General features: G+C 60.5%; 23 protein-coding genes. 18 read left to right on the top strand and 5 right to left on the bottom strand.

All coding sequences use genetic code 11. The annotated features are described in order from the left end of the window. Positions 1-14: 14 nt before the first annotated feature. Both mgrA and ASC85_RS21345 read right to left on the bottom strand, forming a co-directional pair. The gene (gene mgrA, locus ASC85_RS21350; RefSeq protein WP_057451198.1) at positions 15-1,052 is read right to left on the bottom strand and encodes an L-glyceraldehyde 3-phosphate reductase; all 1,038 of its coding nucleotides are present in this window, start codon (positions 1,050-1,052) and stop codon (positions 15-17) included. Between the two features lie 196 nt (positions 1,053-1,248). Further along, positions 1,249-2,139 (bottom strand): LysR family transcriptional regulator, encoded by an 891-nt coding sequence (locus ASC85_RS21345; RefSeq protein WP_057451197.1) that lies wholly within the window; start codon positions 2,137-2,139, stop codon positions 1,249-1,251. A gap of 116 nt (positions 2,140-2,255) precedes the next feature. Here ASC85_RS21345 and ASC85_RS21340 point away from each other — a divergent pair, with 116 nt between their 5' ends. Next, entirely contained in the window at positions 2,256-2,996 is a 741-nt protein-coding gene (locus ASC85_RS21340; RefSeq protein WP_003196671.1) for an SDR family oxidoreductase, read from the top strand. A gap of 148 nt (positions 2,997-3,144) precedes the next feature. Here the strand turns inward: ASC85_RS21340 and betT are convergent, their stop codons facing one another. After that, positions 3,145-5,106 (bottom strand): choline transporter BetT, encoded by a 1,962-nt coding sequence (betT, locus tag ASC85_RS21335; protein WP_164488493.1) that lies wholly within the window; start codon positions 5,104-5,106, stop codon positions 3,145-3,147. Between the two features lie 428 nt (positions 5,107-5,534). On the opposite strand from betT, the gene ASC85_RS21330 reads away from it, so the two are divergent. From ASC85_RS21330 to ASC85_RS21275, 12 genes are all read left to right on the top strand, one after another. After that, positions 5,535-6,527 (top strand): D-cysteine desulfhydrase, encoded by a 993-nt coding sequence (locus ASC85_RS21330; protein ID WP_057451207.1) that lies wholly within the window; start codon positions 5,535-5,537, stop codon positions 6,525-6,527. A gap of 310 nt (positions 6,528-6,837) precedes the next feature. Further along, entirely contained in the window at positions 6,838-7,638 is an 801-nt protein-coding gene (gene tcyJ / locus ASC85_RS21325; RefSeq protein WP_057451195.1) for a cystine ABC transporter substrate-binding protein, read from the top strand. Continuing rightward, positions 7,638-8,303: a cystine ABC transporter permease gene (gene tcyL, locus ASC85_RS21320; protein WP_014336021.1), complete on the top strand. Its 666-nt coding sequence runs from the start codon at positions 7,638-7,640 to the stop codon at positions 8,301-8,303. Before tcyJ ends, tcyL begins: the two co-directional genes overlap by 1 nt. Positions 8,304-8,306: 3 nt before the next feature. Next, a complete protein-coding gene (tcyN, locus tag ASC85_RS21315) occupies positions 8,307-9,068 on the top strand; it encodes an L-cystine ABC transporter ATP-binding protein TcyN (protein ID WP_057451194.1) in 762 nt (253 codons plus the stop codon). A gap of 673 nt (positions 9,069-9,741) precedes the next feature. Then, a complete protein-coding gene (locus ASC85_RS21310; protein WP_057451193.1) occupies positions 9,742-10,509 on the top strand; it encodes a hypothetical protein in 768 nt (255 codons plus the stop codon). A gap of 282 nt (positions 10,510-10,791) precedes the next feature. Further along, positions 10,792-12,033, top strand: a complete 1,242-nt coding sequence (locus tag ASC85_RS21305; protein WP_057451192.1) for an SfnB family sulfur acquisition oxidoreductase — start codon at positions 10,792-10,794, stop codon at positions 12,031-12,033. Positions 12,034-12,056: 23 nt separating this feature from the next. Further along, the gene (locus ASC85_RS21300) at positions 12,057-13,250 is read left to right on the top strand and encodes an SfnB family sulfur acquisition oxidoreductase (RefSeq protein WP_057451191.1); all 1,194 of its coding nucleotides are present in this window, start codon (positions 12,057-12,059) and stop codon (positions 13,248-13,250) included. After that, on the top strand, positions 13,250-14,608 hold the full coding sequence (locus ASC85_RS21295) for an LLM class flavin-dependent oxidoreductase (RefSeq protein ID WP_057451190.1): 1,359 nt from the start codon (positions 13,250-13,252) through the stop codon (positions 14,606-14,608). Before ASC85_RS21300 ends, ASC85_RS21295 begins: the two co-directional genes overlap by 1 nt. Positions 14,609-14,860: 252 nt before the next feature. After that, the gene (locus ASC85_RS21290) at positions 14,861-15,670 is read left to right on the top strand and encodes a MetQ/NlpA family ABC transporter substrate-binding protein (RefSeq protein WP_057451189.1); all 810 of its coding nucleotides are present in this window, start codon (positions 14,861-14,863) and stop codon (positions 15,668-15,670) included. Between the two features lies 1 nt (position 15,671). Then, a complete protein-coding gene (locus ASC85_RS21285) occupies positions 15,672-16,796 on the top strand; it encodes a methionine ABC transporter ATP-binding protein (RefSeq protein ID WP_057451188.1) in 1,125 nt (374 codons plus the stop codon). Beyond that, complete coding sequence (locus ASC85_RS21280) at positions 16,786-17,430, top strand: methionine ABC transporter permease (protein ID WP_057451187.1); 645 nt, start codon at positions 16,786-16,788, stop codon at positions 17,428-17,430. The genes ASC85_RS21285 and ASC85_RS21280 overlap by 11 nt, the downstream gene beginning before the upstream one ends. Positions 17,431-17,531: 101 nt before the next feature. Continuing rightward, the gene (locus ASC85_RS21275) at positions 17,532-18,158 is read left to right on the top strand and encodes a class I SAM-dependent methyltransferase (protein ID WP_057451186.1); all 627 of its coding nucleotides are present in this window, start codon (positions 17,532-17,534) and stop codon (positions 18,156-18,158) included. Positions 18,159-18,270: 112 nt separating this feature from the next. Here the strand turns inward: ASC85_RS21275 and ASC85_RS21270 are convergent, their stop codons facing one another. Continuing rightward, the gene (locus ASC85_RS21270) at positions 18,271-18,831 is read right to left on the bottom strand and encodes a transporter substrate-binding domain-containing protein (RefSeq protein ID WP_057451185.1); all 561 of its coding nucleotides are present in this window, start codon (positions 18,829-18,831) and stop codon (positions 18,271-18,273) included. Positions 18,832-18,964: 133 nt separating this feature from the next. On the opposite strand from ASC85_RS21270, the gene ASC85_RS21265 reads away from it, so the two are divergent. Further along, the gene (locus tag ASC85_RS21265) at positions 18,965-19,390 is read left to right on the top strand and encodes a DUF4399 domain-containing protein (RefSeq protein ID WP_057451206.1); all 426 of its coding nucleotides are present in this window, start codon (positions 18,965-18,967) and stop codon (positions 19,388-19,390) included. Positions 19,391-19,596: 206 nt separating this feature from the next. Here ASC85_RS21265 and serA read toward each other — a convergent pair whose 3' ends face one another. Further along, positions 19,597-20,826 carry a phosphoglycerate dehydrogenase gene (gene serA, locus ASC85_RS21260; protein WP_003186856.1) on the bottom strand — a complete coding sequence of 410 codons (1,230 nt, stop codon included), beginning with the start codon at positions 20,824-20,826 and terminating at the stop codon, positions 19,597-19,599. 205 nt (positions 20,827-21,031) lie between these two features. On the opposite strand from serA, the gene ASC85_RS21255 reads away from it, so the two are divergent. The 4 genes from ASC85_RS21255 to ASC85_RS21240 all read left to right on the top strand — a co-directional run bounded on the left by ASC85_RS21255 (position 21,032) and on the right by ASC85_RS21240 (position 25,331). Beyond that, a complete protein-coding gene (locus tag ASC85_RS21255) occupies positions 21,032-22,426 on the top strand; it encodes an FAD-binding oxidoreductase (protein ID WP_041475654.1) in 1,395 nt (464 codons plus the stop codon). 42 nt (positions 22,427-22,468) lie between these two features. Beyond that, positions 22,469-23,134: a fumarylacetoacetate hydrolase family protein gene (locus ASC85_RS21250; RefSeq protein WP_003196639.1), complete on the top strand. Its 666-nt coding sequence runs from the start codon at positions 22,469-22,471 to the stop codon at positions 23,132-23,134. 237 nt (positions 23,135-23,371) lie between these two features. Continuing rightward, a complete protein-coding gene (locus ASC85_RS21245) occupies positions 23,372-24,304 on the top strand; it encodes an SdiA-regulated domain-containing protein (protein ID WP_057451184.1) in 933 nt (310 codons plus the stop codon). A gap of 118 nt (positions 24,305-24,422) precedes the next feature. Then, positions 24,423-25,331, top strand: a complete 909-nt coding sequence (locus ASC85_RS21240) for an SdiA-regulated domain-containing protein (RefSeq protein WP_057451183.1) — start codon at positions 24,423-24,425, stop codon at positions 25,329-25,331. The last annotated feature ends 133 nt before the right edge of the window (positions 25,332-25,464 follow it).

Here is a 25,464-nt window from a genome sequence, read left to right as displayed (position 1 = left end):
GATCAGCCGATTCGTTACTCAGCCGACGAAGGCTTCTCCCAAAGATTGATCCCGCCCTCCAGGGCAAACCGATCGATCTGCGCCAGTTCTTCAGCACTGAAGCTCAGGTTCTTCAACGCCCCGACGTTCTCGATAATCTGCTCCGGCCGGCTGGCGCCGATCAGCGCGCTGGTCACGCGGGGATCGCGCAGGGTCCAGGCCAGGGCCATTTGCGCCAGGCTCTGGCCGCGCCGCAGGGCGATCTCATTGAGGGCGCGTACATGGGCGATGTTTTCCTCCGACAGATGCGAAGCCTGCAACGAGCCGCCGCCCGGACGGTTCACCCGCGCATCGGCCGGAATACCCTTGAGATACTTGTCGGTCAACAGGCCCTGGGCCAGTGGCGTGAAAGCGATCACACCGGTACCCAGTTCGTCGGTGGCATCCAGCAGGTCCTTTTCCACCCAGCGGTTGAGCAGGTTGTAGGCCGGCTGGTGAATCAGCAGCGGGACTTTCCACTCTTTGAGCAGCGCCGCCATTTCCCGGGTCTTCACCCCGGAATACGAGGAAATGCCGATGTACAACGCCTTGCCCTGCTGTACCGCAGTGGCCAGTGCGCTGGCGGTTTCTTCCAGTGGGGTGTCGGGGTCGAAGCGGTGGGAATAGAAGATATCCACATAGTCCAGCCCCAGGCGTTGCAGGCTCTGGTCGAGGCTGGCGAGCACGTATTTGCGCGAGCCACCACCCTGGCCGTATGGGCCCGGCCACATGTCCCAACCGGCCTTGCTGGAGATGATCAACTCATCGCGGTACTGCTTGAAATCTTCACGCAGCAACCGGCCGAAATTGATCTCGGCGCTGCCGTAGGGCGGGCCGTAGTTGTTTGCCAGATCGAAGTGGTTGATGCCCAGGTCAAACGCCGTGCGCAGCAAGGCACGCTGGGTATCGATGGGCGTACTGTCGCCAAAGTTGTGCCACAACCCCAGCGACAGCGCCGGCAGCACCAGCCCGCTGCGACCGACGCGGCGGTAAGGAATGGACTCGTAGCGGTTTTGCGCAGCGGTGTAGGTCATCGAAAGGCTCTCTGTTCGGACGCTGGTGGCAGAAGCTAACACTTCACAGACGCATCGGTCAGGTTGAAAGTTCGCATATCAGGTGTGGGAGCGGGCTTGCTCGCGATAGCGGTGGATCAGCCAATGAAAATATCGCTTGGCAAGGCCTCATCGCGAGCAAGCTCGCTCACAAGGACAACGATAACTACGGGGCACACTAACGCGCCTGCGCAAACACCTCCGCCACCCAATCCACAAACACGCGCACCCGCGGCGACATGAGTCGGTTGTGCGGATAGAGCACCGACACCGGCATGGACGGTGGTGGGGTGGCGGTGAGGACTTCCTGCATCAGGCCCTGCCGGATCGGCTCTTCCATCCGGTAATGCGGGCATTGGATCAGGCCCAGGCCGGCGATGGCCGAGGCGGCATAGATTTCGGCGCCCGACACCGACAGCGAGCCCCCGATCGGGACCTCCTTGAGCTCGCCATCGACCATGAACTCAAACGGATACAGTTTGGCGGTGGTCCGCGAGACGTAATTCACCGCCTTGTGATGTTTCAAGTCATCGAGGCACTTCGGCTCGCCGTACTGGCGCAAGTAACCGGGACTGGCGCAGGTGATCTGTCGAAGATTGGCGACACGCCGGCCGATCAATGACGAATCCGCCAGCTCACCGGAGCGCAGCACGCAATCGACGCCTTCGGCGATCAGATCGACGAAACGATCGGCCTCGCTGATGAACAGTTCTATTTCGGGATAGCGGGCCATGAATTGCGGCAACGCCGGAATCACGAAGTACCGTGCCTGGGTTCCGTGCAAGTCCACCCTCAACTTGCCTTTGGGCGCCACGCCGCGAAACGCCAGTTCGGCTTCTTCAAGTTCCGCCAGCAATTGCACGCAGCGTGGGTAATAGGCTTCGCCATCGAGGGTCGGGCGCACCTTGCGAGTACTGCGCTCCAACAAGCGAACGCCCAGCCAGGTTTCGAATTGATTGAGGGTGTGGGTCAGCGTGGCCCGTGGCATGTTCAAGTCTTCAGCGGCGAGGGTGAAACTGCTTCGCTCATAGATGCGCACGAACACCTTCATCGCTTTGACTTGATCCATCTGAATCCGGCGCCTTTATTGTTAGTGATTGTTGAACAGTCAAGGCAACTTTCGGGCATTTATCGCCAAGAGTAAACATGTGAACCTGGCCTCACCCACTTCAAGAGGACTCAAGCATGCCGACTCAAACATCCAAAGTTGCCATCATCACCGGTGCTTCCCGCGGCATCGGCGCCGAAATCGCCAAGCAACTGGCCAGCGAAGGTTTCGCCGTCGTCATCAACTACGCCAACAGCGCCAGCGAGGCGTCCAAGTTGGTGGTGCAATTGCGCCAGGCCGGCCACCAAGCCATAGCGGTGAAGGCAGACGTGTCCTCTGCCGCCGATGTCCGCAGGATGTTCGATGAAACCGAAGCGCAGCTGGGCAAGGTCGATGTATTGATCAACAACGCCGGCATCCTCCAGGTGATGCCCCTGGCGCAGCACAGCGACGAGTTGTTCGACCAGACGTTCGCCATCAACACCCGTGGCACCTTCAATACCCTGCGCGAAGCCGCGACCCGTTTGAATGACGGTGGCCGGATCGTGAATTTTTCCAGCAGCACCGTGGGCCTGAACCTGCCCGGCTACTCGGTGTATATCGCCAGCAAGGCCGCAGTGGAATCCCTGACCCAGGTGTTCGCCAAGGAACTGCGCGGTCGGCAGATCACGGTCAATGCCGTGGCCCCCGGCCCAGTCGCCACCGAACTGTTCATGCACGGCAAGAGTGAAGAACAGGTGCAGCACTACGCCAAGATGCCGCCCCTGGAACGCCTCGGCCAGCCGCAAGACATTGCCAGCATCATCGCGTTCCTGGTGAGCCCGGCCGCTGGCTGGGTGAACGGGCAGATCCTGCGGGCCAACGGTGGGCTGGTCTGAGGCGTTGCGCTCCACTGCCTACCAAACCGCCATCGTCGGATCGCCGCCCGGAGCAGGCTCGCTCCCACAAGGCAATCACTAGACCCTGTGGGAGCGAGCCTGCTCGCGATGGGATCGACACGGTGGCAGATGGAAAACCGGACGTTGGTCAGCGCACCAAATGCAGGAACTGCAGGTGGCGCTCGTACTGGTCGAGGATGTCGTTGATGACTTGCTCCTTGGTGTAGCCCACCAGGTCGTAATCCTGGCTGCCTTCGCTCAAGTGCACCTCGGCACGGTAGTAACGACGGTTGTTGAGTTCCTTGGAGCCCATGCCGCCGCGGGCGAAGGACGGCGTGAAGTAGCCGCGCATCTGCACCTGGTAGATGAACGGATGCTGCTCGCCGTGACCGATCTCCAGGCTGACGCTGTCGTTGGCCGGATCGGGCTGGGCCACCACTGTCAGGCCCTTCTCGACGAACACCGCGGTCACTTCTTCAATGGCCGGGCGCACCGTGGTGTCGAGGAAACGGTACACCTCATCACGGGACGGAAAATGCACCGCCTGGCTCAAGCGTTGGCGCCAGCCGCCCGTGCCCCGACGTGAACCCGACACCGGCGCCAGGGAGTGCAATTGCGCGATCTGCTTCTGCGACTCCAGGTAGAACGCCTTGTGCAGGCCCCACATCATCAGCAGCAGAATCAACGAGAACGGCAAGGACGTCAGCACCACCGCCGACTTCAAGGCATCGATGCTGCCGGAGAACAGCAACGCGCTGGTCACCAGGGCGGTCATCGCCCCCCAGAACACCCGCAGCCATTTCGGCCCGTCCTCATCGGGGTTGCCGCCCTTGGCCGACAACGTCGACAGCACCACTGTGCCTGAGTCGGCGGAGGTGACGAAGAACACGAAGCTGATGAACACCGTGACGGCGATGACGGTCTTGCTCCAGGGGTAGGTTTCCAGCAGCAGGTAAAGGCTCATCGATGGGTTTTCCAAGGCCGACATGCCCAGGGCACTCATGCCGTGGTTCAACACTTGGTCAATGGCGCTGTTGCCGAAGATCGACATCCACGCCAGGGTGAAACCCAGGGGAATCAGCAGCACGCCAAACACGAATTCGCGGATGGTGCGGCCACGGGAAATCCGTGCGATGAACAGCCCCACGAACGGCGACCACGCGATCCACCAGGCCCAATAGAACACCGTCCAGCCGCCCAGCCAGTCGCTAGGTTCGTTGTAGGCGTACAGGTCGAAGCTCTTCATCGGCAGGGCGCCGAGATAATCGCCGATGTTCTGGATCAAGGTGTTGAGCAAATGCTGGGTGGGCCCGGCGAACAGCACGAACAGCAACAACGCGCAGGCCAGCAGCATGTTGATGTCGGACATGACCCGCACGCCCTTGTCGACACCGGCCACCGCCACGATGATCGCCGCGCCCATCATCAGCACGATCAGGCCAACCTGAATCCACTGGGTGTGGGCGATGCCGAACAGGTAGTCGAGCCCGGAATTGAGGTGCAGCACACCAAAGCCCATGTCCGCGCCAAGGCCGAACACCGTGGCGATAATGCCGAAGCCGTCCACGGCGTAGCCGATGGGGCCGTTGATGCGTTTGCCGATCAGCGGGTACAGCGCCGAACGCAGGGCCAGCGGCAAATTGTGCCGGTAGGCGAAGTACGCCAGGGCCATGCCGACGAATGCGAAAACGCCCCAGCCGTGCAGCCCCCAGTGCAAGAACAGGATCTGCATGGCCTGGCGCGCCGCCTCGGCGGTACCCGCCTCGCCCTGGGGCGGCTGCACCATGTGGGTCAGCGGCTCGGACACGCAGAAGAAAAACAGCGTGATGCTGATGCCGGCGGCGAACAGCATGCCGGCCCAGGACAGATAACTGAATTCGGGTTCGTCGTGGTCGGCACCGAGCTTGATCTTGCCGTAGCCGGACAAGGCGGTGACCACCACGAAGACCAGATACAGCGTCATCGCCAGCATGTAGTACCAGCCGACCGTATTGGCCGCCCAGTTCTGCGCGGCCAGCAACCAGGCGCCGGCCTGCGCGGGCATGGCAATCACCACCAGGCCGAACAGCAGGATAAAGGTCGCGGCGAAGTAAAAGACCGGCGGGTTCATGCGGACCAGGCCGCTGGGTGGAAGGGACGAGGCACTCATGAAACAAGCTCCTCGGGAAAAAGAATCGGGGTGGTCGAAAACGGACTCGGCAAAGGCAAGCCTCCTGTTGTGAGCGGGCAGCAAACCGACGGTTTAACTTGAATGAACGTTCAAGTTAAACATAAATAGCTAGCTAAGGACTAATCGCAGGGCTCGACGGCACGCTTCCTACACTAGCCTCCGAGAGGGTATGACGTTGCCAGGAGAGCATTCGTTCACTGGCGCCAAGCCCCTGTGGGAGCGAGCTTGCTCGCGATGGCGGCCCGTCATTCAACATCTTCATGAGCCTGCTACACCGCTATCGCGAGCAAGCTCGCTCCCACATGCCGGTTGCCCATGAATATCGGCGTGCCTATAGTCCAGGCATCGCCTACAACCAGTACGGACCCATGATCAAACAACAGCTGTCTCGCTTTAACCGTCTCGACCTGCTCGGCCATCCGACACCGCTGGAAAAACTCGACCGCCTCTCCACCTGGCTCGGCCGGGACATCTATATCAAGCGTGACGACCTGACGCCCCTGGCCATGGGCGGCAACAAACTGCGCAAGCTCGAATACCTGGCCGCCGATGCCATCGCCCAAGGCGCCGATACCCTCATCACCGCCGGGGCGATCCAGTCCAACCATGTACGCCAGACCGCTGCCCTCGCCGCAAAGCTGGGCCTGGGCTGCGTGGCCTTGCTGGAAAACCCTATCGGCACCGAAGACAGCAATTACCTGGGCAACGGCAACCGGCTGCTGCTGGAATTGTTCGACGCCAAGGTCGAGCTGGTGGACAACCTGGACAACGCCGATGAGCAGCTACAGGCCCTGGCCGGTCGCCTGCGCAGCAACGGGAAAAAACCCTACCTGGTGCCGATTGGTGGTTCGAACGCCTTGGGCGCGCTGGGTTATGTGCGCGCCGGTCTGGAACTGGCCGAGCAGATCAAGGACACCGGGATTGAATTCGCCGCCGTGGTACTGGCCTCGGGCAGTGCCGGCACCCACAGCGGCCTGGCGCTGGCGCTGAGCGAAGCCCTGCCGGCGCTGCCTGTCATCGGTGTCACGGTTTCGCGCAGCGAGGAGGACCAGTTTCCGAAGGTCCAGGGCCTGGCCGAGCGCACGGCAGCGTTGCTCGAAGTCGCCCTTCCAGAGGCGTTCAAAGTGAACCTGTGGGACGAATATTTCGCCCCCCGCTATGGTGAACCCAACGCCGGGACACTGGCGGCGGTCAAGCTGCTGGCCAGCCAGGAAGGGCTGCTGCTCGATCCGGTCTACACCGGCAAGGCCATGGCCGGCCTGCTCGACGGCATGGGTCGCGACCGTTTCGACGAAGGGCCGATCATCTTCCTGCACACCGGTGGCGCGCCGGCGTTGTTTGCCTACAGCGCGGCGTTCTGAGATGTAGGGGGAACCTCTATGTGGGAGCGAGCCTGCTCGCGATAGCGGTGGATCAGCCAAGATCAATTTGGCTGACAGACCATCGCGAGCAGGCTCGCTCCCACAGAAGAATTCCATTACATATTGGAATATGTGGGTAATTTAATATTATTTTCCAATCTATAAAAGCCATCCTATAGTCTCGCCGCAGGCGCATTTGCCGCGAGACGCACAGGCGGCTTTAAGGCAGGATGTGGCAATCTTTTCGGATCGCGGCTACGCCTTATCTCAGCCAAAATAACCTCTTCATAAGAAAACACAGGGGCTTGTCATGAATTTTTCCGCATTACGTCGCAACCTGTTGGTAGGTTCGCTGGGCCTGGCATTGAGCGCCGGCTTGTTGGGGCAAGCGGTTGCCGGTGAGCAACTGCAGAAAATCAAGGACGCCGGCGAAATCAAGATCGGCTTGGAAGGCACTTATCCACCGTTCAGTTTCGTTGATGAGAGCGGCAAACTGACCGGCTTCGAAGTGGAGTTCTCCGAAGCCCTGGCCAGGGAGCTGGGTGTGAAGGTCAAGCTGCAGACGACCCCATGGGCCGGCATCCTCGCGGCTTTGGAATCCAAGCGTCTGGACGCAGTGGTCAACCAGGTGACCATCTCCGAGGAGCGTAAGAAAAAGTACGATTTCTCCGAGCCGTACACCATTTCCGGGATTCAAGCGCTGGTACTGACCAAGAAAGCCGACGAGCTGAACATCAAGAAGGCCGCTGACCTGGACGGTAAAAAAGTCGGCGTGGGCCTGGGCACCAACTACGAACAGTGGGTCAAGGCAGAAGTACCGGGTGCCCAAGTCAAAACCTACGATGACGACCCAACCAAGTTCCAGGACCTGCGCGTCGGTCGTATCGACACCATCCTGATCGACCGCCTGGCCGCACTGGAATACGCCAAGAAAGCCAAGGACACCACCGTCACCAGCGAAGCCTTTTCGCGCCAGGAGTCCGGTATTGCCCTGCGCAAAGGCGAGCCTGAGCTGCTGGCAGCCGTAAACAAGGCCATCGAAAAACTGCGCGCCGACGGTACGCTGAAAAAGCTTTCGGAAAAATACTTCAGCGCTGACGTTACCCAATAATGGAAGCAGCTCTTCAACTCGCACTGGACTCCGCACCCTTCCTGCTCAAGGGCGCGTATTACACGGTCATCCTCAGCCTGGGCGGCATGTTTTTCGGCTTGCTGCTGGGGTTCGGCCTGGCGCTGATGCGTCTGTCGCGCTTCAAACTGGTGAACTGGATCGCCCGCATCTACGTGTCGTTCTTTCGCGGCACGCCGTTGCTGGTGCAGCTGTTCGTGATCTATTACGGGTTGCCACAACTGGGCATCGAGCTGGATCCGCTACCGGCGGCCCTGATCGGTTTCTCGCTGAACATGGCCGCCTACGCGTGTGAAATCCTGCGGGCCGCCATCAGCTCCATCGAGCGTGGCCAGTGGGAAGCGGCGGCAAGCATCGGCATGACCCGCGCCCAGACCCTGCGCCGGGCCATCCTGCCGCAAGCCGCACGCACGGCCCTGCCACCGTTGGGCAACAGCTTCATTTCCCTGGTCAAGGACACCGCGCTGGCGGCGACCATCCAGGTACCGGAGCTGTTCCGCCAGGCGCAATTGATCACCGCGCGAACCTTCGAAATTTTCACCATGTACCTTGCCGCCGCGCTGATCTATTGGGTTCTGGCTAGCGTGCTCTCGCACCTGCAGAACGTCCTGGAAGCCCGGGTCAATCGGCATGACCAGGAGTCCTGACCCATGATTGTCGTGGAAAAACTGACAAAGCAGTTCAAGGGTCAGGTGGTGCTCAACGGCATCGACTTGAAGATCGAAGAAGGCGAAGTGGTTGCGATCATCGGCCCCAGCGGCTCGGGCAAGACCACCTTCCTGCGCTGCTTGAACTTCCTCGAAGAGCCCAACAGCGGTCGGATCAAGGTCGGCGACATCGAGATCGATGGCAGTCGCCCGCTGAACCAACAGCAGAACCTGGTGCGCCGTTTGCGCCAGCAGGTGGGCTTTGTGTTCCAGAACTTCAATCTGTTTCCCCATCGCACCGCGCTGGAGAACGTGATCGAAGGCCCGCTGGTGGTGAAAAAGATTCCGCGCGCAGAAGCCGAAGCCCTGGGGCGCAAGCTCTTGGCCAAGGTCGGCTTGGCCGGCAAGGAAGACGCCTACCCTCGGCGCCTTTCCGGCGGCCAGCAACAGCGCGTGGCGATTGCCCGGGCGTTGGCGATGGAGCCGGCGGTGATTCTGTTCGACGAGCCGACCTCGGCCCTGGATCCGGAACTGGTGGGCGAGGTGCTGGCAACCATTCGCGGCTTGGCCGAAGAAAAACGCACCATGGTCATCGTGACCCACGAAATGGGCTTCGCCCGGGACGTGGCCAACCGCGTGGTGTTTTTCGACAAAGGCGTGATCGTCGAACAAGGCGAAGCCAAGGCCTTGTTTGCAGCACCCAAGGAAGAACGCACGCGACAGTTCCTCAGCAAGTTCCTCTCCGCCGGACACGGCGCCCAGTAAGTTATGGACAGCGTCATCACTTCCAGGGATGGAAGTGAGGCCGTTGCAACACACTCAAGACACTGCCGCCATAAACTTGGCTGTAACGAAACAACTTGCAACTTGCGCCCCACTCAACATCCTCGACCGTTTTATGTACGGCAAGGACAGACCTCTCGTAACACTCCCCTTCAGCCCAGCGCTTTCCTGCTTAGTCTCAAGACGCTCTTTCGAGCATTTTTCAGAAACCTGCGGGCCTGGGAAAAGGGCTTGTGAAGCCGCGCATTATTAACATGAATGCGTAGGATATTTCTGAAGCCTTTCACAATGAACTATTAAGCAAGTGCCTCTATTGACACTGAAACTATTGAGCCCTTATCTAGTGTCCTGTATCACAAATACTGTTCCTTTTTGACGGCGTCTGTTGTCGTCATGCTGCGTTGCCGCTCCTCGCCATAGCGGGCTATGACTCGTCGCGGCGCCTTGCCTGACGACAACAGCCACTCGCCAAAAAAGAAACGTATTTGCGAAACAGGACACTAGTGACCAACAGGCGATGCACATTATTTATTTTCTGCACAGTGACTAGGCGCAGCCTAGCCTATATGGCTGCACACATAAGATAGGTCGCGATTAGTCATCGCCGTTGATCTTCCCGAAACGGACTTAGTTTTCAAGCATCAAGGAGAACACCATGACATGTAAGTCGAAGAGTCCTGAACTGGCCGCCCCCTCCCTGGCCAACGCCCACCCTACCGGCATCAATATCGCCAACGCCGCTCACCTGAAGGTTGCCATTGCGCCCTACCCTGGTATGGATGCAGGTGACCTGATCGAACTGTTCTGGGACAACTGCTACGTCGGCTCGCGCTTGCTGTCGCAGGCCGATGTACAAGACAGCGTCACCCTGCGAGTCCCGGAGAGTTTCATCGTCGATGGGACTTCGCGCATCCACTATCGGGTGATGCAGGTCGGGCGTGGGCCGGCGCTATCCGCCAAGCAACGGGTACACGCGAAGCTCGATTGCCCCGGCGGGCAGCCGTCGGCCCTGAGCGGCGATGAAAACCAGGGCCTGGCACCAGTGCGCATTCCCGGCACTATCCGACGCCAGGGCGTGAACCCCAACCAGATCAAGCGCGGCGTACCGCTGACCATCGAACCCTACCTGAACATGGCCGCCGGCGATGCCGTGACCCTGCGCTGGGGTGATGTACGCATGGACTTGCCAGCGATCACCGCCAGCGAAGTCGGCCAGCCAATCAATATCTGGGTCCCGCCGCAGATCATCCTGGAGGCAGGAGAAGACCTGCGCCTGGAAGTGACCTACTGCATCCTCGACCGCGTGGGCAACAACTCCCACTGGGCACCGCCACGGACATTGAAGATCGGTTGCGCCAATCCGTACCTGAAAAAACCATTGACAGAGAGTCTCATGGCGGCCGAACCGAGTCGCCGAAAGTGAACCCTATGGGGGAGCTTTTGTGGCGAGGGGCGGTGCGACGTTTCGCTAAATCCCCTCGCCACAACATCGCTCGGCAAAAGCCCTCTATTTATATTCCTAAAAGTTAGTTCAAAAATAATCTATACACGCTTAGGGTATATGCACCGGACCACCGGACATTCTTGATTTTCGCTCGCCGCATTCATCGCGGCGTTTCTTGAGATGTGAGGTGGGTATGGAACGAAACACAATCACCCCAGTGCAATATGCCCAGGCACTGCCTGCAGCCACGGAGTGGCTGTAATGTCGGATCTGGCGCAAGCAAAAGTCCAGAGCGACCTGGATATCGCACCGCTGTTGTTGCCCGCAAAGGTGTTGCGCAACGATGCCGAGGCCATCAAAGCGGCCCATGAACTGGCGCAGGTCGCCCGTCAGCAGGCCGCGCGGCGTGACCAGCAACGCAAGCTGCCTTGGGCAGAAATCGAGCAATTCACCCGCAGCGGACTGGGCAGCATCGCCATTCCCCGGGCATACGGCGGTCCACAGGTTTCGTTCGTCACCCTGGCCGACGTGTTCGCGATCATTTCCGCCGCTGACCCGGCCCTCGGGCAGATCCCGCAAAACCAGTTCGGCGTACTCCAGCTGATTCTCGGCACCGGCACCGAACGGCAGAAAAAAATCCTCTTGCAGAGCGTGCTCGAAGGCTGGCGCATCGGCAACGCCGGGCCGGAACGCGGCACTCGCAATACCCTTGAGCTGAAGGCTCGGATCACCGCCGACGGTGACGGGTTTGTCATCAATGGCCAGAAGTTCTATTCCACCGGCGCGCTGTTTGCCCACTGGGTCGCGGTCAAGGCGCTGAATGACGAGGGCCGCCAGGTGCTGGCGTTCGTGCGGCGCGGCACCCCGGGCTTGCGGATCGTCGACGACTGGTCGGGCTTCGGCCAGCGCACCACCGCCAGCGGCACCGTGCTGCTGAACAATGTGCGGGTGGATGCCGACTTGGTTCTGGATAACTGGCGCATCAACGAAACACCCGGCGTGCAAGGCGCGATTTCCCAACTGATCCAGGCCGCCATCGATGCAGGCATAGCCCGTGGTGCCATCGACGACGCCATCGCCTTCGTTCGCGAACGGGCCCGGCCCTGGATCGATGCCAAGGTCGACCGAGCCAGTGACGACCTCTACGTGATCGCCGACATCGGCAAACTGAAAATCGAACTGCACGCCGCCGAAGCGTTGCTGCGCAAGGCCGGACAGGTGTTGGATCAGGTCAGTGCCGCCCCCATCACGGCGCAATCGGCCGCCCGCGCCTCGATTGCCGTGGCCGAGGCCAAAGTGCTCACCACCGAGATCGCCCTGCAAGCCAGCGAAAAACTCTTCGAGCTGGCCGGCAGCCGCGCCACCCTCGCCGAATTCAACCTCGATCGCCATTGGCGCAACGCACGGGTCCACACCCTGCACGACCCGGTGCGCTGGAAGTATCACGCGGTAGGCGCCTACCACCTGAACGACACCTTGCCGGCCCGGCATTCCTGGATCTGACGACCCGAGCTCTGGAGCAGTACATGACGTTTTCTCAACACGTCGCGGTGATCACCAGCGATGAACAAGCCCTGATCGTGGCCAGCGACCTGGCCGATGACTTCAAGCGCGACAGCGCCCTGCGCGACAGCGAGCGCCGTCTGCCATACCCGGAACTGGAGGCCTTCTCCCGCTCGGGCCTGTGGGGCATCAGCGTGCCCAAGGTCTATGGCGGTGCCGGTGTTTCCAACGTCACCCTGGCCAAGGTCATCGCACTGATTTCTCAGGCCGACGGCTCGCTGGGGCAGATCCCACAAAATCATTTCTACGCCCTGGAAGTACTGCGGGTAAACGGCAGCGAAGCGCAAAAACAACGCCTGTATGCCGAAGTGCTCGCCGGCCAGCGCTTTGGTAACGCCCTGGCCGAACTTGGCACCAAGACTGCCCATGACCGCATCACCCAACTGCGCCGCGACGGCGAGGGCTATCGCATCAACGGTCGCAAGTTCTACGCCACGGGTGCGATCTACGCCCAGCGCATCCCCACATCGGTGGTGGATGAAAATGGCGTGCAACAACTGGCGTTCGTTCCTCGCAACAGCCAGGGCCTGACGGTGATCGACGATTGGAGCGGTTTTGGCCAACGCACCACGGGCAGTGGTTCGGTGGTGTTCGAAGACGTGTATGTCGCCGCCGCCGACATCGTGCCCTTCCAGAGCGCCTTCGAACGCCCCACACCGGTAGGGCCGCTGGCGCAGATTCTCCACGCCGCCATCGACACCGGCATCGCTCGCGCCGCCTATGAAGACGCCCTGCATTTTGTCCGCAATAAAACCCGCCCCTGGATCGACGCCACCAGCGACGTCGCCACCGAAGACCCGCACACCCTCAAGAGTTTCGGCCAACTGAGCATCCGCCTGCACGCCGCCGAAGCCCTGCTGGAGCGCGCCGGTGAGTTTCTCGACCGAGCCCAGGCCGACACCCGGGCCGACACAGTCGCCGCTGCCTCGGTGGCCGTGGCCGAAGCCCGTGCCATCAGCACCGAAATTTCCCTGGCCGCCAGCAGCACGCTGTTCGAATTGGCCGGCAGCCAGGCGACCCTGGCCGAACATGGCCTTGACCGCCATTGGCGCAACGCCCGGGTGCACACCCTGCATGACCCGATGCGCTGGAAATACCACGCGGTGGGCAACTTCTACCTCAACGATGAAAAACCGCCGCTGCGGGGGACTATCTGATGGCGGCCGGCAAGAAAAAGATCCTGCTCAACGCGTTCAACATGAACTGCATCGGGCACATCAATCACGGCCTGTGGACCCACCCCCAGGACACCTCGACCCAGTTCAACACGATCGAATACTGGACCGCCCTCGCGCAATTGCTCGAGCGCGGATTGTTCGACGGGCTGTTCATCGCCGACATCGTCGGGGTCTATGACGTGTACCAACAGTCGGTGGATGTCACGCTCAAGGAGTCGATCCAGCTACCAGTCAACGACCCGTTGCTGCTGGTGTCCGCGATGGCCGCCGTGACGAAAAACCTCGGCTTCGGCCTCACCGCCAACCTGACCTACGAACCGCCCTACCTGTTCGCCCGACGCATGAGCACCCTCGACCACCTGAGCCGTGGTCGGGTCGGCTGGAACATCGTCACCGGCTACCTGGACAGCGCCGCCAAGGCCATGGGCCTGACCGCGCAAGTCGAGCATGACCGCCGCTACGACCAGGCCGACGAATACCTGCAAGTGCTCTACAAACTGTGGGAGGGCAGTTGGGAAAACGACGCGGTGCTCAACGACCGCGAGCAGCGGATCTATGCCCGACCGGAGAAAGTGCACAAGGTCCGGCACCAGGGCGAGTTCTACCAGGTCGAGGGCTATCACCTGTGCGAACCCTCGCCCCAGCGCACGCCGGTGCTGTTCCAGGCCGGCAGTTCCGAGCGCGGCCTGTTGTTCGCCGGGCGGCATGCCGAGTGCGTATTCATCAGCGGCCAGAACAAACCAGCGACCAAGGCCCAGCTGGACAAGGTCCGCGCCAGCGCCGTAGAGGCCGGGCGCAACCCTGGGGACATCAAGGTGTTCATGGGCCTGAACGTGATTGTCGGCGAGACCGAAGCGGCCGCCTGGGCCAAGCATGCCGAGTACCTGAGCTACGCCAGCGCCGAGGCCGGGGTGGCGCATTTTTCCGCGTCGACGGGGATCGATTTTTCCCAGTACGAACTGGATGAGCCGATCCAGTACGTGAAGAGCAACGCCATCCAGTCCGCCACCAAGACCTTGCAGAACAACGACTGGACCCGGCGCAAATTGCTTGAGCAACACGCCCTGGGCGGTCGCTACATCACGGTGGTTGGCTCGCCCGAACAGGTGGCCGACGAGCTGGAGTCCTGGATCGGCGAAACCGGCCTTGATGGCTTCAACCTGACCCGCATCGTCACGCCGCAAAGCTACGTGGACTTCATCGACCTGGTGATCCCCGAGTTGCAGAGACGCGGCTCGTACAAGACCGAATACGACAACGGCACCCTGCGTGAAAAGCTGTTTCACGCAGAGGCCCATCTACCCAAGCAACACATCGGTTCGACTTACCGGCACTGACCCTGTAGCGAGGGGGCTTGCTCGTGCTTGGTTCTGTAGGAGCTGGCGAAGCCTGCGATCTTTTGATCTTTTGATCTTTTGATCTTTCGCTTGAGATTCAAGTGTTCTTGGGAAGATCGCAGCCTCGTTGCACTCGACAGCTCCTACATAGCTCCTACACAGCTCCTACACAGCTCCTACAGGCGCGGAGGGGACATGCTCCCTTGCCACAAAGGCACATGGCTCAATTAATCAATGACTGGAATACCCGACATGACCAAGCACTTCCTGACCCTGCCAGTCAAAACCCTGGCCCTGGCCCTCGGCCTGTTCAGCTCGGCGCTGTTTGCCGCCGATGCGCCGTTGAAAATCGGCACCACCGCCGCGTTCGCCATTCCCCTGGAGGCGGCCGTCGAAGAAGCCGGCAAGCAAGGCTTGAAGGTCGAGCTGGTGGAGTTCAGCGACTGGATCGCGCCCAACGTCAGCCTGGCCTCCGGCGATATCGACGTGAATTACTTCCAGCACATTCCATTCCTGGAAAATGCCAAGGCCGCCGCCGGGTTCGACCTGGTGCCCTTTGCGCCGGGGATCATCAACAACGTCGGCCTCTATTCGAAAAAATACAAAAGCTTCGACGAACTGCCAGAAGGCGCCAGCGTCGCCATTGCCAACGACCCGATCAACAGCGGTCGCGGCCTGCAACTGTTGGCCAAGGCCGGGCTGATCAGCCTCAAGCCGGGCGTCGGCTACAAGGCCACCGAAGACGACATCGTCGCCAACCCGAAGCAGCTCAAGATCCTGCAAGTCGAAGCCGTGCAGTTGGTGCGCGCTTATGAAGACGCCGACCTGGTGCAGGGTTATCCCGCCTACATCCGCCTGGCCAAGACCTTCGATGCCAGCTCCGCCTTGCTGTTCGACGGCCTCGATCACAAGGAATACGTGATTCAGTTCGTGATCCAGCCCAAGAGCAAGAACGACCCGCGGCTGATCAAGTTCGTCGACATCTACCAACACTCGCCAGCCGTGCGCGCCGCCCTGGACAAGGCCCACGGCAAGCTCTACCAAGCCGGTTGGGAAGGCTGACATGAACGCCGTCAACGCTCGATTCCGACACGAAGCCCCCACGCCCCAGAGCGCCGAACACACCGAACTGCATCCGGAGCTCAACCGTGCCCATGTGCGCTTCATCGGCCTGGGCAAGACCTACAACGGCGCCCAGGGTCCGGTCGCCGCGCTGCAAGGCATCGACCTGGCGATCCAGCGCGGCGAGGTGTTCGGCATCATCGGCCGCAGCGGCGCCGGCAAGTCGTCGCTGATCCGCACCATCAACCGCCTCGAACAACCCACCAGTGGCCGGGTGTTGATCGATCAGATAGACATCGGCGAGTTCGATGAAGACCGCCTGGTGGAACTGCGCCGGCGCATCGGCATGATCTTCCAGCACTTCAACCTGATGTCGGCCAAGACCGTGTGGCAGAACGTCGAGCTGCCGCTGAAAGTCGCCGGCGTGCCCAAGGAGCAACGCCAGCGCAAAGTCCGCGAGCTGCTGGAACTGGTCGGCCTGCAAGGCAAGCACAAGGCCTATCCGGCGCAACTTTCGGGCGGGCAGAAACAGCGGGTGGGGATTGCCCGGGCGCTGGTGCATGACCCGCAGATTTTGTTGTGCGATGAAGCCACCTCGGCCCTGGACCCGGAGACCACTCAATCGATCCTCGGCCTGCTGCGCGAAATCAACCACCGGCTGGGCCTGACCATCGTGTTGATCACCCATGAAATGGCGGTGATTCGCGAAGTCTGCGACCGGGTGGTGGTGCTCGAACAGGGGCGGATCGTCGAACAGGGGCCGGTCTGGGAAGTCTTTGGCAATCCGCAACACGAGGTCAGTCGGACGCTGCTGGCGCCGTTGCAACACGCCATCCCGGAAGAACTGCAAAACCGCTTGCAGGTGCAGCCGGCGTCGGCGAATGCGGCGACCGTGCTGCGGCTGCAATTCACCGGCATCGATCGTGAAGAGCCAGATCTCGCCGCCTTGTTCAGCGCCCTCGGTGGACAGGTGCGGCTGCTGCACGGCGGCATCGAGCGAATTCAGGGCCACGGGCTGGGGCAATTGCTGCTGGCGGTGAGCGGTTCGTCGTGGGGCGCCGAGGAACTGCGGCAACGGGCGGGCAATTGGGCGCAACGGGTAGAGGTGCTGGGTCATGTGGTTTGATCGGTTGTTGCAGGGTTTCATCGACACGTTCCTGATGGTCGGCGTGTCGTCGCTGATTGCGTTGTTGGCGGGCATCCCGCTGGCGGTGATCCTGGTGACCAGCGACAAGGGCGGGATCTATGAAGCGCCGGTCTTGAACCGAGCCCTGGGCGCGTTCGTGAACCTGTTCCGCTCGATACCGTTCCTGATTCTGATGGTGGCATTGATCCCGTTCACCCGGCTGATCGTCGGCACCACCTATGGCGTCTGGGCCGCAGTGGTACCGCTGACCATCGCCGCCACACCGTTCTTTGCCCGCATCGCCGAAGTCAGCCTGCGGGAGGTCGACCATGGCCTGATCGAAGCGGCCCAGGCCATGGGTTGCCGGCGCTGGCACATTGTCTGGCATGTGTTGCTGCCCGAAGCGCTGCCGGGCATCGTCGGCGGTTTTACCATCACCTTGGTGACCATGATCAACTCTTCGGCCATGGCCGGAGCGATCGGTGCTGGCGGCCTGGGCGACATCGCCTATCGGTACGGCTACCAGCGTTTCGACAGCCAGATCATGCTCACGGTGATCGTGTTGCTGGTGGCGTTGGTGGCGGTGATCCAGTTGGGCGGCGACCGCTTGGCGCGCGGCTTGAACAAGCGCTGACCCGGGGGAGCAGTGACCTGTGGGAGCAAAGCTTGCTCCCACAGGTAGACCAATGATCTTGCGGTATAGTCACCTGACGCTCCCCACTCAAGCCCCCAATCATGAAGCACACCACCGAAGACCTGCACGCCATCACCGCCACGACCCTGGGCCATTACAACGCCGTGGCAGAAAGCTTTCGCGAAGGCACCCGCGATCACGATGTGAGCCAGAACATCGACGCCTTGCTGCGCCATATCCAGGGCCAGGCACCGTTGCACATCCTGGATTTCGGCTGCGGCCCGGGGCGCGACTTGCGCACGTTTACCGGCCTGGGCCATGTGGCGGTCGGCCTCGACGGTTCAGAAGAGTTTGCCCGGATGGCGCGCCAGGACAGCGGCTGCGAGGTGTGGCAGCAGGACTTCCTGGAACTCGACCTGCCGGCCGAGCGTTTTGACGGGATTTTCGCCAACGCGGTGCTGTTTCATGTGCCCGTCCAGGAACTGCCTCGGGTGCTCAAGCAACTGCACGCCACGCTCAAGCCCGGCGGCGTGTTGTTCAGCTCAAACCCGCGAGGCGAAAACCAGGAGGGCTGGAACGGCCAGCGTTTCGGCGCCTACCACGACCTCGCGGCCTGGCGCACGCTGCTTGGCGACGCAGGCTTCGTGGAACTGGAGCATTACTACCGACCGGCTGGGCTGCCGCGGGAGCAACAGCCTTGGTTGGCGAGTGTCTGGCGTAAGGTTTGAAGACCAATCCCCGTAGGAGCTGGCGAAGCCTGCGATCTTTTGATCTTTCGATCTTTCGCTTGAGATTCAAGCGTCCTTGGAAAGATCGCAGCCTCGTTGCACTCGTCAGCTCCTACCGACCCAACCACTTCTGCGACAACTTCTCCAACCGCCCGTCATCCTTGATACGCGTCAGGGCGTTGTCCAGGCTGGCCTTGAACGCCGGGTTGCCCTTCTGGAACGGAATCACCAGGCTCGGCGCCGGCTCGATCTTTTTTTCTGGCTGGAATGACTGCGCCATGACCAACGGGCGTGGCGTCTCATCCTTGCTCGCCAGCAGTTGTGCATCCGGTTGGCTGTAAACGGCGCTGGTGTCGAAACGTTCCGCCAGTTCCGGGGTCATTGCTATGTGGTTGATGGCGACGTCGTACTTGCCGCTCTCCACCCCGCTCAGCAGGTCCCCGGCATCGGTGACCACGAAGTCGGGGCGTACATCGAGTTCACTGGCAAGCATTTCGCCCAGCTCCACTTCGAAACCAGTGAGTTTGCCGTCTTCCTTGAAGTTGAAGGGCGCGGTGTTGGCCTCGAGGGCAATGCGCAGTTCGCCACGGTCATTGATGTCATCGATCAGTTCGGCATGAGCCAGTGGACTCAAAAGGGGTAGCAGGCAAATCAGGCCAGGCAGAAAGCGCATGGTCACTCCTTTGTATTTATACAAGCGACGCTCGTTTCAGGCTCGCTTTGCTATGGTTGTTGCAGGCTTCGACAACGATTGGTCATGAAGTTGTCATGGCCAGGCGGATTTCATGGAAAAACTGGAGAAAAAAATGAAAAGCTTTATGTCTCGTGCTGCGTTGGCCGGCCTGTTACTGGGCGCTTCGATGCTGGCAACCGCCGCGACCCCGGCGCCCAAAGGTGCAGAAGTGTTCATCGTTTCCCCGGCAGACGGGGCCACCGTCGCCCAAGAGTTCAAGGTCAAGTTCGGCGTCAAGAACATCGCCCTGGCTCCGGCGGGCGATGTGACCAAGAATACTGGCCATCACCATTTGCTCATCGATGTCGATGAACTGCCTGCCGCCGGCGCGCCGATTCCGACCGACGCGCATCACATGCACTTCGGCAAGGCACAAACCGAAACCACCATCAAACTGGCCCCGGGCAAGCACACCCTGCAATTGATCCTGGGCGACAGCGGCCACATGCCGTTCGATCCGTCGATCGTGTCCGAGAAAATCACGGTGGATGTGAAGTAACAGCACCGGCTGATACAACACAAACACCTGTGGGAGCAAAGCTTGCTCGCGATAGCAGTGTTCCATCAAACATGGATGCCAACTGGACGACCGCTATCGCGAGCAAGCTTTGCTCCCACAGGGTTTCATGTTGCCCCCAGTGTCAGGCAATAAAAAACGGGAGCCTCTTGCGAGGCTCCCGTTTTTTTATTGCAAGCCAGGCCTGCTTAGAACAACACGCGGCAACGAATGGTGCCGTTGATGTGCTGCAGCTTCTCTTGCGCCAGGTCCGAGTATTCGGCGTCGACGTCGATCACGACGTAGCCGACTTTCTCGTTGGTCTGCAGGAACTGACCGGAAATGTTGATGCCGTTTTCGGCGAAGACCTTGTTGATCTCGCTCATCACACCCGGGATGTTTTCGTGGATGTGCAGCAAACGGTGCTTGCCAGGGTGTGCCGGCAAAGCCACTTCCGGGAAGTTCACGGACGATACCGAAGTACCGTTGTCGCTGTACTTGACCAGTTTTTCCGCCACTTCCAGACCGATGTTGGCCTGGGCTTCAGCGGTTGAACCGCCGATGTGCGGAGTCAGGATCACGTTGTCCAGGCCACGCAGCGGGCTTTCGAAGATGTCGTCGTTGGAGCGTGGCTCCACCGGGAACACGTCGATGGCGGCGCCGATCAGGTGCTTGTCCTTGATCGCGTCGGCCAGGGCGTCGAGCTTGACCACGGTGCCACGCGCGGCGTTGATCAGGATCCCGCCCTTCTTGATGGCGCGGATTTCCTTCTCGCCGATCATCCACTGGGTGGCAGCGGTTTCCGGCACGTGCAGGGTCACGATGTCGGACATGCCCAGCAACTCGTGCAGGTTGTTGACCTGGGTGGCGTTGCCCAGGGGCAGCTTGGTCACGGTGTCGTAGAAGAACACCTGCATGCCAAGGCCTTCAGCCAATACCGACAACTGGGTGCCGATCGAGCCGTAGCCAACGATACCCAGCTTCTTGCCGCGGATTTCGAAGGAGTTGGCCGCGCTCTTGATCCAGCCACCACGGTGGCAGGAAGCGTTCTTCTCAGGGATGCCGCGCAGCAGCAGGATCGCTTCGGCCAGCACCAGTTCGGCAACGGAACGGGTGTTGGAGTACGGCGCGTTGAACACCGCGATACCGCGCTCGCGCGCCGCGTTGAGGTCAACCTGGTTGGTGCCGATGCAGAAGCAACCGACCGCCACCAGTTTCTTGGCGTGGTCGAAGATCTCTTCGGTCAATTGGGTACGGGAGCGAATGCCGATGAAGTGAGCATCGGCGATCTTTTCCTTGAGCTGGGCTTCCGGCAGAGAACTGGTGATGTACTCGATGCTGGTATAGCCCGCCGACTTGAGGACGTCGACAGCCGATTGGTGGACGCCTTCGAGAAGAAGGAACTTGATCTTGCTCTTATCGAGAGAAGTCTTGCTCATCTGCGTAAACCTGTGTCCCGGAGAAAAATGGCAGGGAATCGGACAGCGCATGCTGGCCCGACCGGCGTGACAGCCGTCGCCGCAGAACAGCCGTTGGGCACTACGCTGCGGGGTCGGTATGCTAGCATATGCACCCCGCTAAACACTCATTCCTGCGACGTGAAGCGTTCTCAGGATGACCATGAATTGTTCGAGAGTTCTGTCGATGACCAATCCTGCCGTGATAGATGAGCTGAAGACCCTGGTTGAGCCTGGCAAGGTCTTGACCGATGCCGACTCCCTGAACGCTTACGGCAAGGATTGGACCAAGCATTTTGCCCCTGCGCCTTCGGCCATCGTCTTTCCCAAGACTACCGAACAGGTCCAGGCCATCGTGCGCTGGGCCAACGCGCACAAAATCGCCCTGGTGCCATCGGGCGGACGTACCGGGCTTTCCGCCGCCGCCGTGGCGGCCAACGGCGAAGTGGTCGTGTCGTTCGACTACATGAACCAGGTGCTCGACGTGAACCTCACCGACCGCACCGCGGTCTGCCAGCCTGGCGTGGTCACCGAACAACTGCAGAACAAGGCCGAAGAACATGGCCTGTACTACCCGGTAGACTTCGCGTCGGCCGGTTCCAGCCAGATTGGCGGCAACATCGGCACCAATGCCGGCGGGATCAAGGTCATTCGCTACGGCATGACCCGCAACTGGGTGGCGGGCATGAAGGTCGTCACCGGCAAGGGTGACCTGCTGGAGCTGAACAAGGACCTGATCAAGAACGCCACCGGCTACGACTTGCGGCAGCTGTTCATCGGCGCCGAGGGCACCCTGGGCTTCGTGGTCGAAGCCACCATGCGCCTGGACCGTGCGCCGAAAAACCTCACCGCCATGGTGCTCGGCACGCCGGACTTCGATTCGATCATGCCAGTGCTGCACGCCTTCCAGGGCAAGCTGGACCTGACCGCCTTCGAGTTTTTCTCCGACAAGGCCCTGGCCAAGGTCCTCGGTCGCGGCGACGTGCCAGCACCGTTCGAAACCGAGTGCCCGTTCTACGCTCTGCTGGAATTCGAAGCCACCACTGAAGAAGTCGCCAACCACGCCCTGGAAACCTTCGAGCATTGCGTGGAGCAAGGCTGGGTGCTGGACGGCGTGATGAGCCAGAGCGAAACCCAGCTGCAGAACCTGTGGAAGCTGCGCGAATACATCTCCGAAACCATCTCCCACTGGACGCCGTACAAGAACGACATCTCGGTGACCGTCTCCAAGGTTCCGGGCTTCTTGCGGGAAATCGACGCGATCGTCGGCGAACACTACCCGGATTTCGAAATCGTCTGGTTCGGCCACATCGGCGACGGCAACCTGCACCTGAACATTCTCAAGCCGGAAAACCTGAGCAAGGATGAGTTCTTCGCCAAGTGCGCGACCGTGAACAAATGGGTCTTTGAAACCGTCGAGAAGTACAACGGCTCGATTTCCGCCGAACACGGCGTGGGCATGACCAAGCGCGACTACCTGACCTATAGTCGTTCGCCAGTGGAAATCGAATACATGAAAGCGGTGAAGGCGGTATTCGACCCGAACGGCATCATGAACCCGGGCAAGATTTTCGCGGTTTGACGCCTAAAAACACCTGATGAATCCCAGAAGCAGGAGTCGGTAATGAGCTATCAGCACCAGTATGTCGACGGTACACGTATTCATTTCCCGGTAGGGAAAGTGGTGTGCATTGGCCGTAACTACGCCGAACATGCAAAGGAACTGGATAACCCGGTGCCCACCGAACCCTTGCTGTTCATCAAGCCGGGCAGTTGCGTGGTGCCGCTGGAAGGCGGTTTCAGCATTCCTGCCGACCGTGGCTCGGTGCACTACGAGGCGGAAATCGCCGTACTGATCGGCAAGCCGCTGTCCACCAAGCCCAGCGTTGAAGAAGTACTGGACGCGATCTCCGGCTTCGCCCCGGCCCTGGACCTGACCCTGCGGGACAAGCAGGCCGAACTCAAGGCCAAGGGCCTGCCGTGGGAGGTTGCCAAGTCCTTCGACGGCGCAGCGGTGCTCGCACCGTTCGTGTCGAGCGGCACCTTTGCCGACCTGACCGACATCCCCGTTCGCCTGACCATCAACGGTGAAGTGCGCCAGGACGGCAACAGCAGCCTGATGCTCAACCCCATCGTGCCGATGATCCAGTACATGGCCGGCTGCTTCTCGCTGCAGGCCGGCGACGTGATCCTCACCGGCACCCCGGCGGGCGTCGGGCCGTTGAATGCAGGCGATGAACTGGTACTGGAGTTGCCGGGGGCGAGCCGCTTCGAAAGCAGCGTTCGTTAACGGCTACACCTGCGCCCCCCCCTGTGGGAGCGAGCTTGCTCGCGATGAGGCCATCACATCCAGCATTGATGTTGGCTGATACACCGCTATCGCGAGCAAGCTCGGCTCCCACAGGGGATGGGTTGAGTTCTACCCCATCATTTACCGTTTTTTTCACATGCCATCCGGATAATTCCGGGGAATGCGGCATCTGAGCCAGCCACTCCCCTAGCCGAATTTTCTGGAACGCATTCCCCGATGGCCAAAACCCAAGCACTGCCTGCCACCAAACCTGCCCGCCGCTCCCGCTTCGCCCTGCCCTGGTATGCCTGGTCGCTGCTGGCGGTGGTCGCTGCCTATGGCCTGGCGTTTGCGATGCATTGGGATGACCGCGGCCTGCTTTGGCTATCGGAACACTTCCAGAGCCCAGTCCAGCGCCAGGAGAGCATCTGGCTGCCGGACTACCACGCCGTGATCGACGCCAAGCCACTACCCGGCATGGAGAAGGACGAGGCGTCCGATGTGACCTACAACCCGCAGACCAAGACCTTGTTCGCCGTCATGGGCAAGCACCCGTTCCTGGTGGAACTGACCCTGCAAGGCGACGTGCTGCGCAAGATGCCCTTGGTGGGTTGGAGCAACCCCGAGGGCGTGGCTTATATGGAAAACGGCCTGCTGGCCATCACCGACGAACGCAATCACACGCTGACCATCGTCCACGTTGGTGCCGATACCCGCGAACTGAACAATGCCGACTTCCCTCACTATGATCTCGGCCCATCCAAGAACCAGAACAAAGGGTTCGAAGCGATCGTCTGGGATCCGCGCAACCAGCAACTGGTGCTCGGAGAAGAACGCCCGCCAGCGCTGTTCACCTGGAAAAGCGATGGCAGCCAGTCGCTCAAGGGCGACAAGCAGATCCATGTCAGCAATGAACTGGACCTGCGCAACCTATCGGCACTGGCGATCGATCCGCGCACCGGGCACATGCTGGTGCTTTCGGCCGACTCGCATCTGTTGCTGGAACTGGACGAAAAAGGCGAGCAGGTCAGCTTCATGACCTTGCTGGGCGGCTTCAACGGCTTGAAAGACACAATCCCTCGTGCCGAAGGCGTCACCGTCGATGAGACCGGCAATCTGTACATGGTCAGCGAGCCGAATCTGTTCTATCGTTTCGAAAAACAGCGCTGACAGCACTAACTCTGTAGGGTAAATCTTCCTTCGTTGTAGGGTGTGGCACACAGCCATTAAGCTTCAGTTCAGGCAGCCGTGGTATTCCACGCACCTGTTCTTATTCGAGCCACCCAACATGCGTCGACTCGCCCGCCCAAAACCCTTGATCCTGATACTGCTGGCGCTGGTGCTGATCTTCCTGATCGCCGCCGGCCAGCACCTGCGCCTGTTCGAACGCGCCTGGTTCAACCTCAACACTCTCTGGCAAACCACCAGCGAACAGGCCATCGCCCTGGACCAATACCGGGTCACGGTCGAGGCGCAGGTGATCGACGGCCTGGACGATGACGTTTCAGCGCTGACGTTCGATCCGATCCGCAAGAGCCTGTTCACCGTCACCAATAAAAATGCCGAGCTGGTCGAGTTGTCGCTGGACGGCAAGATTTTGCGGCGTATCGCCCTGATCGGCTTTGGCGATCCGGAGGCGGTGGAATTCATCAGCGAAGACATCTACGTCATCACCGATGAGCGCCAGCAGCGCCTGATCAAGATTCGCCTGGAAGACGACACCCAATTCCTCGACGCCGCCGAAGCCGAACAGATGACCCTGGGCGTGCACATGAGCGGCAACAAGGGCTTCGAAGGACTGGCCTACGATTCGGTGGGCAAACGCCTGTTCGTGGCGAAGGAACGCGACCCGATGCTGATTTATGAAGTGCATGGGTTTCCTCACCACAATCCGGAAAAGTCCTACGCAGTCCATGTGATCAACAACCCCAAGCGCGATGCCGGGCTGTTCGTACGCGACCTCTCAAGCCTGCAATACGACGAACGCAGCGGCCATTTGCTGGCGCTGTCCGAGGAGTCGCGGTTGATTATCGAATTGGATATCGACGGCCGGCCGTTGAGCACGCTGTCGTTGAGCAAGGGCCGCCAGGGCCTGCAAAAAACCGTGCCCCAGGCCGAAGGCCTCGCCATGGACGATGATGGCAACCTGTATCTGGTGAGCGAGCCGAATCTGTTCTACGTGTTCAAGAAGCCATAGCCTTGATCCACTTACCCTGAACTACCACAAAAACCCAATGTGGGAGATTCTATGTTGCAGGGCAACCCTGCAACATAGGCTTCGGCTGGTATTCGCTCTGATTTTTCATCAAGGCAAATGCCACCCGGCAGAG

It is taken from the genome of Pseudomonas sp. Root401 (assembly GCF_001425105.1).
Taxonomy (GTDB): Bacteria; Pseudomonadota; Gammaproteobacteria; order Pseudomonadales; family Pseudomonadaceae; genus Aquipseudomonas; species Aquipseudomonas brassicacearum.
This window is presented reverse-complemented; position numbering and strand designations above follow the sequence as displayed.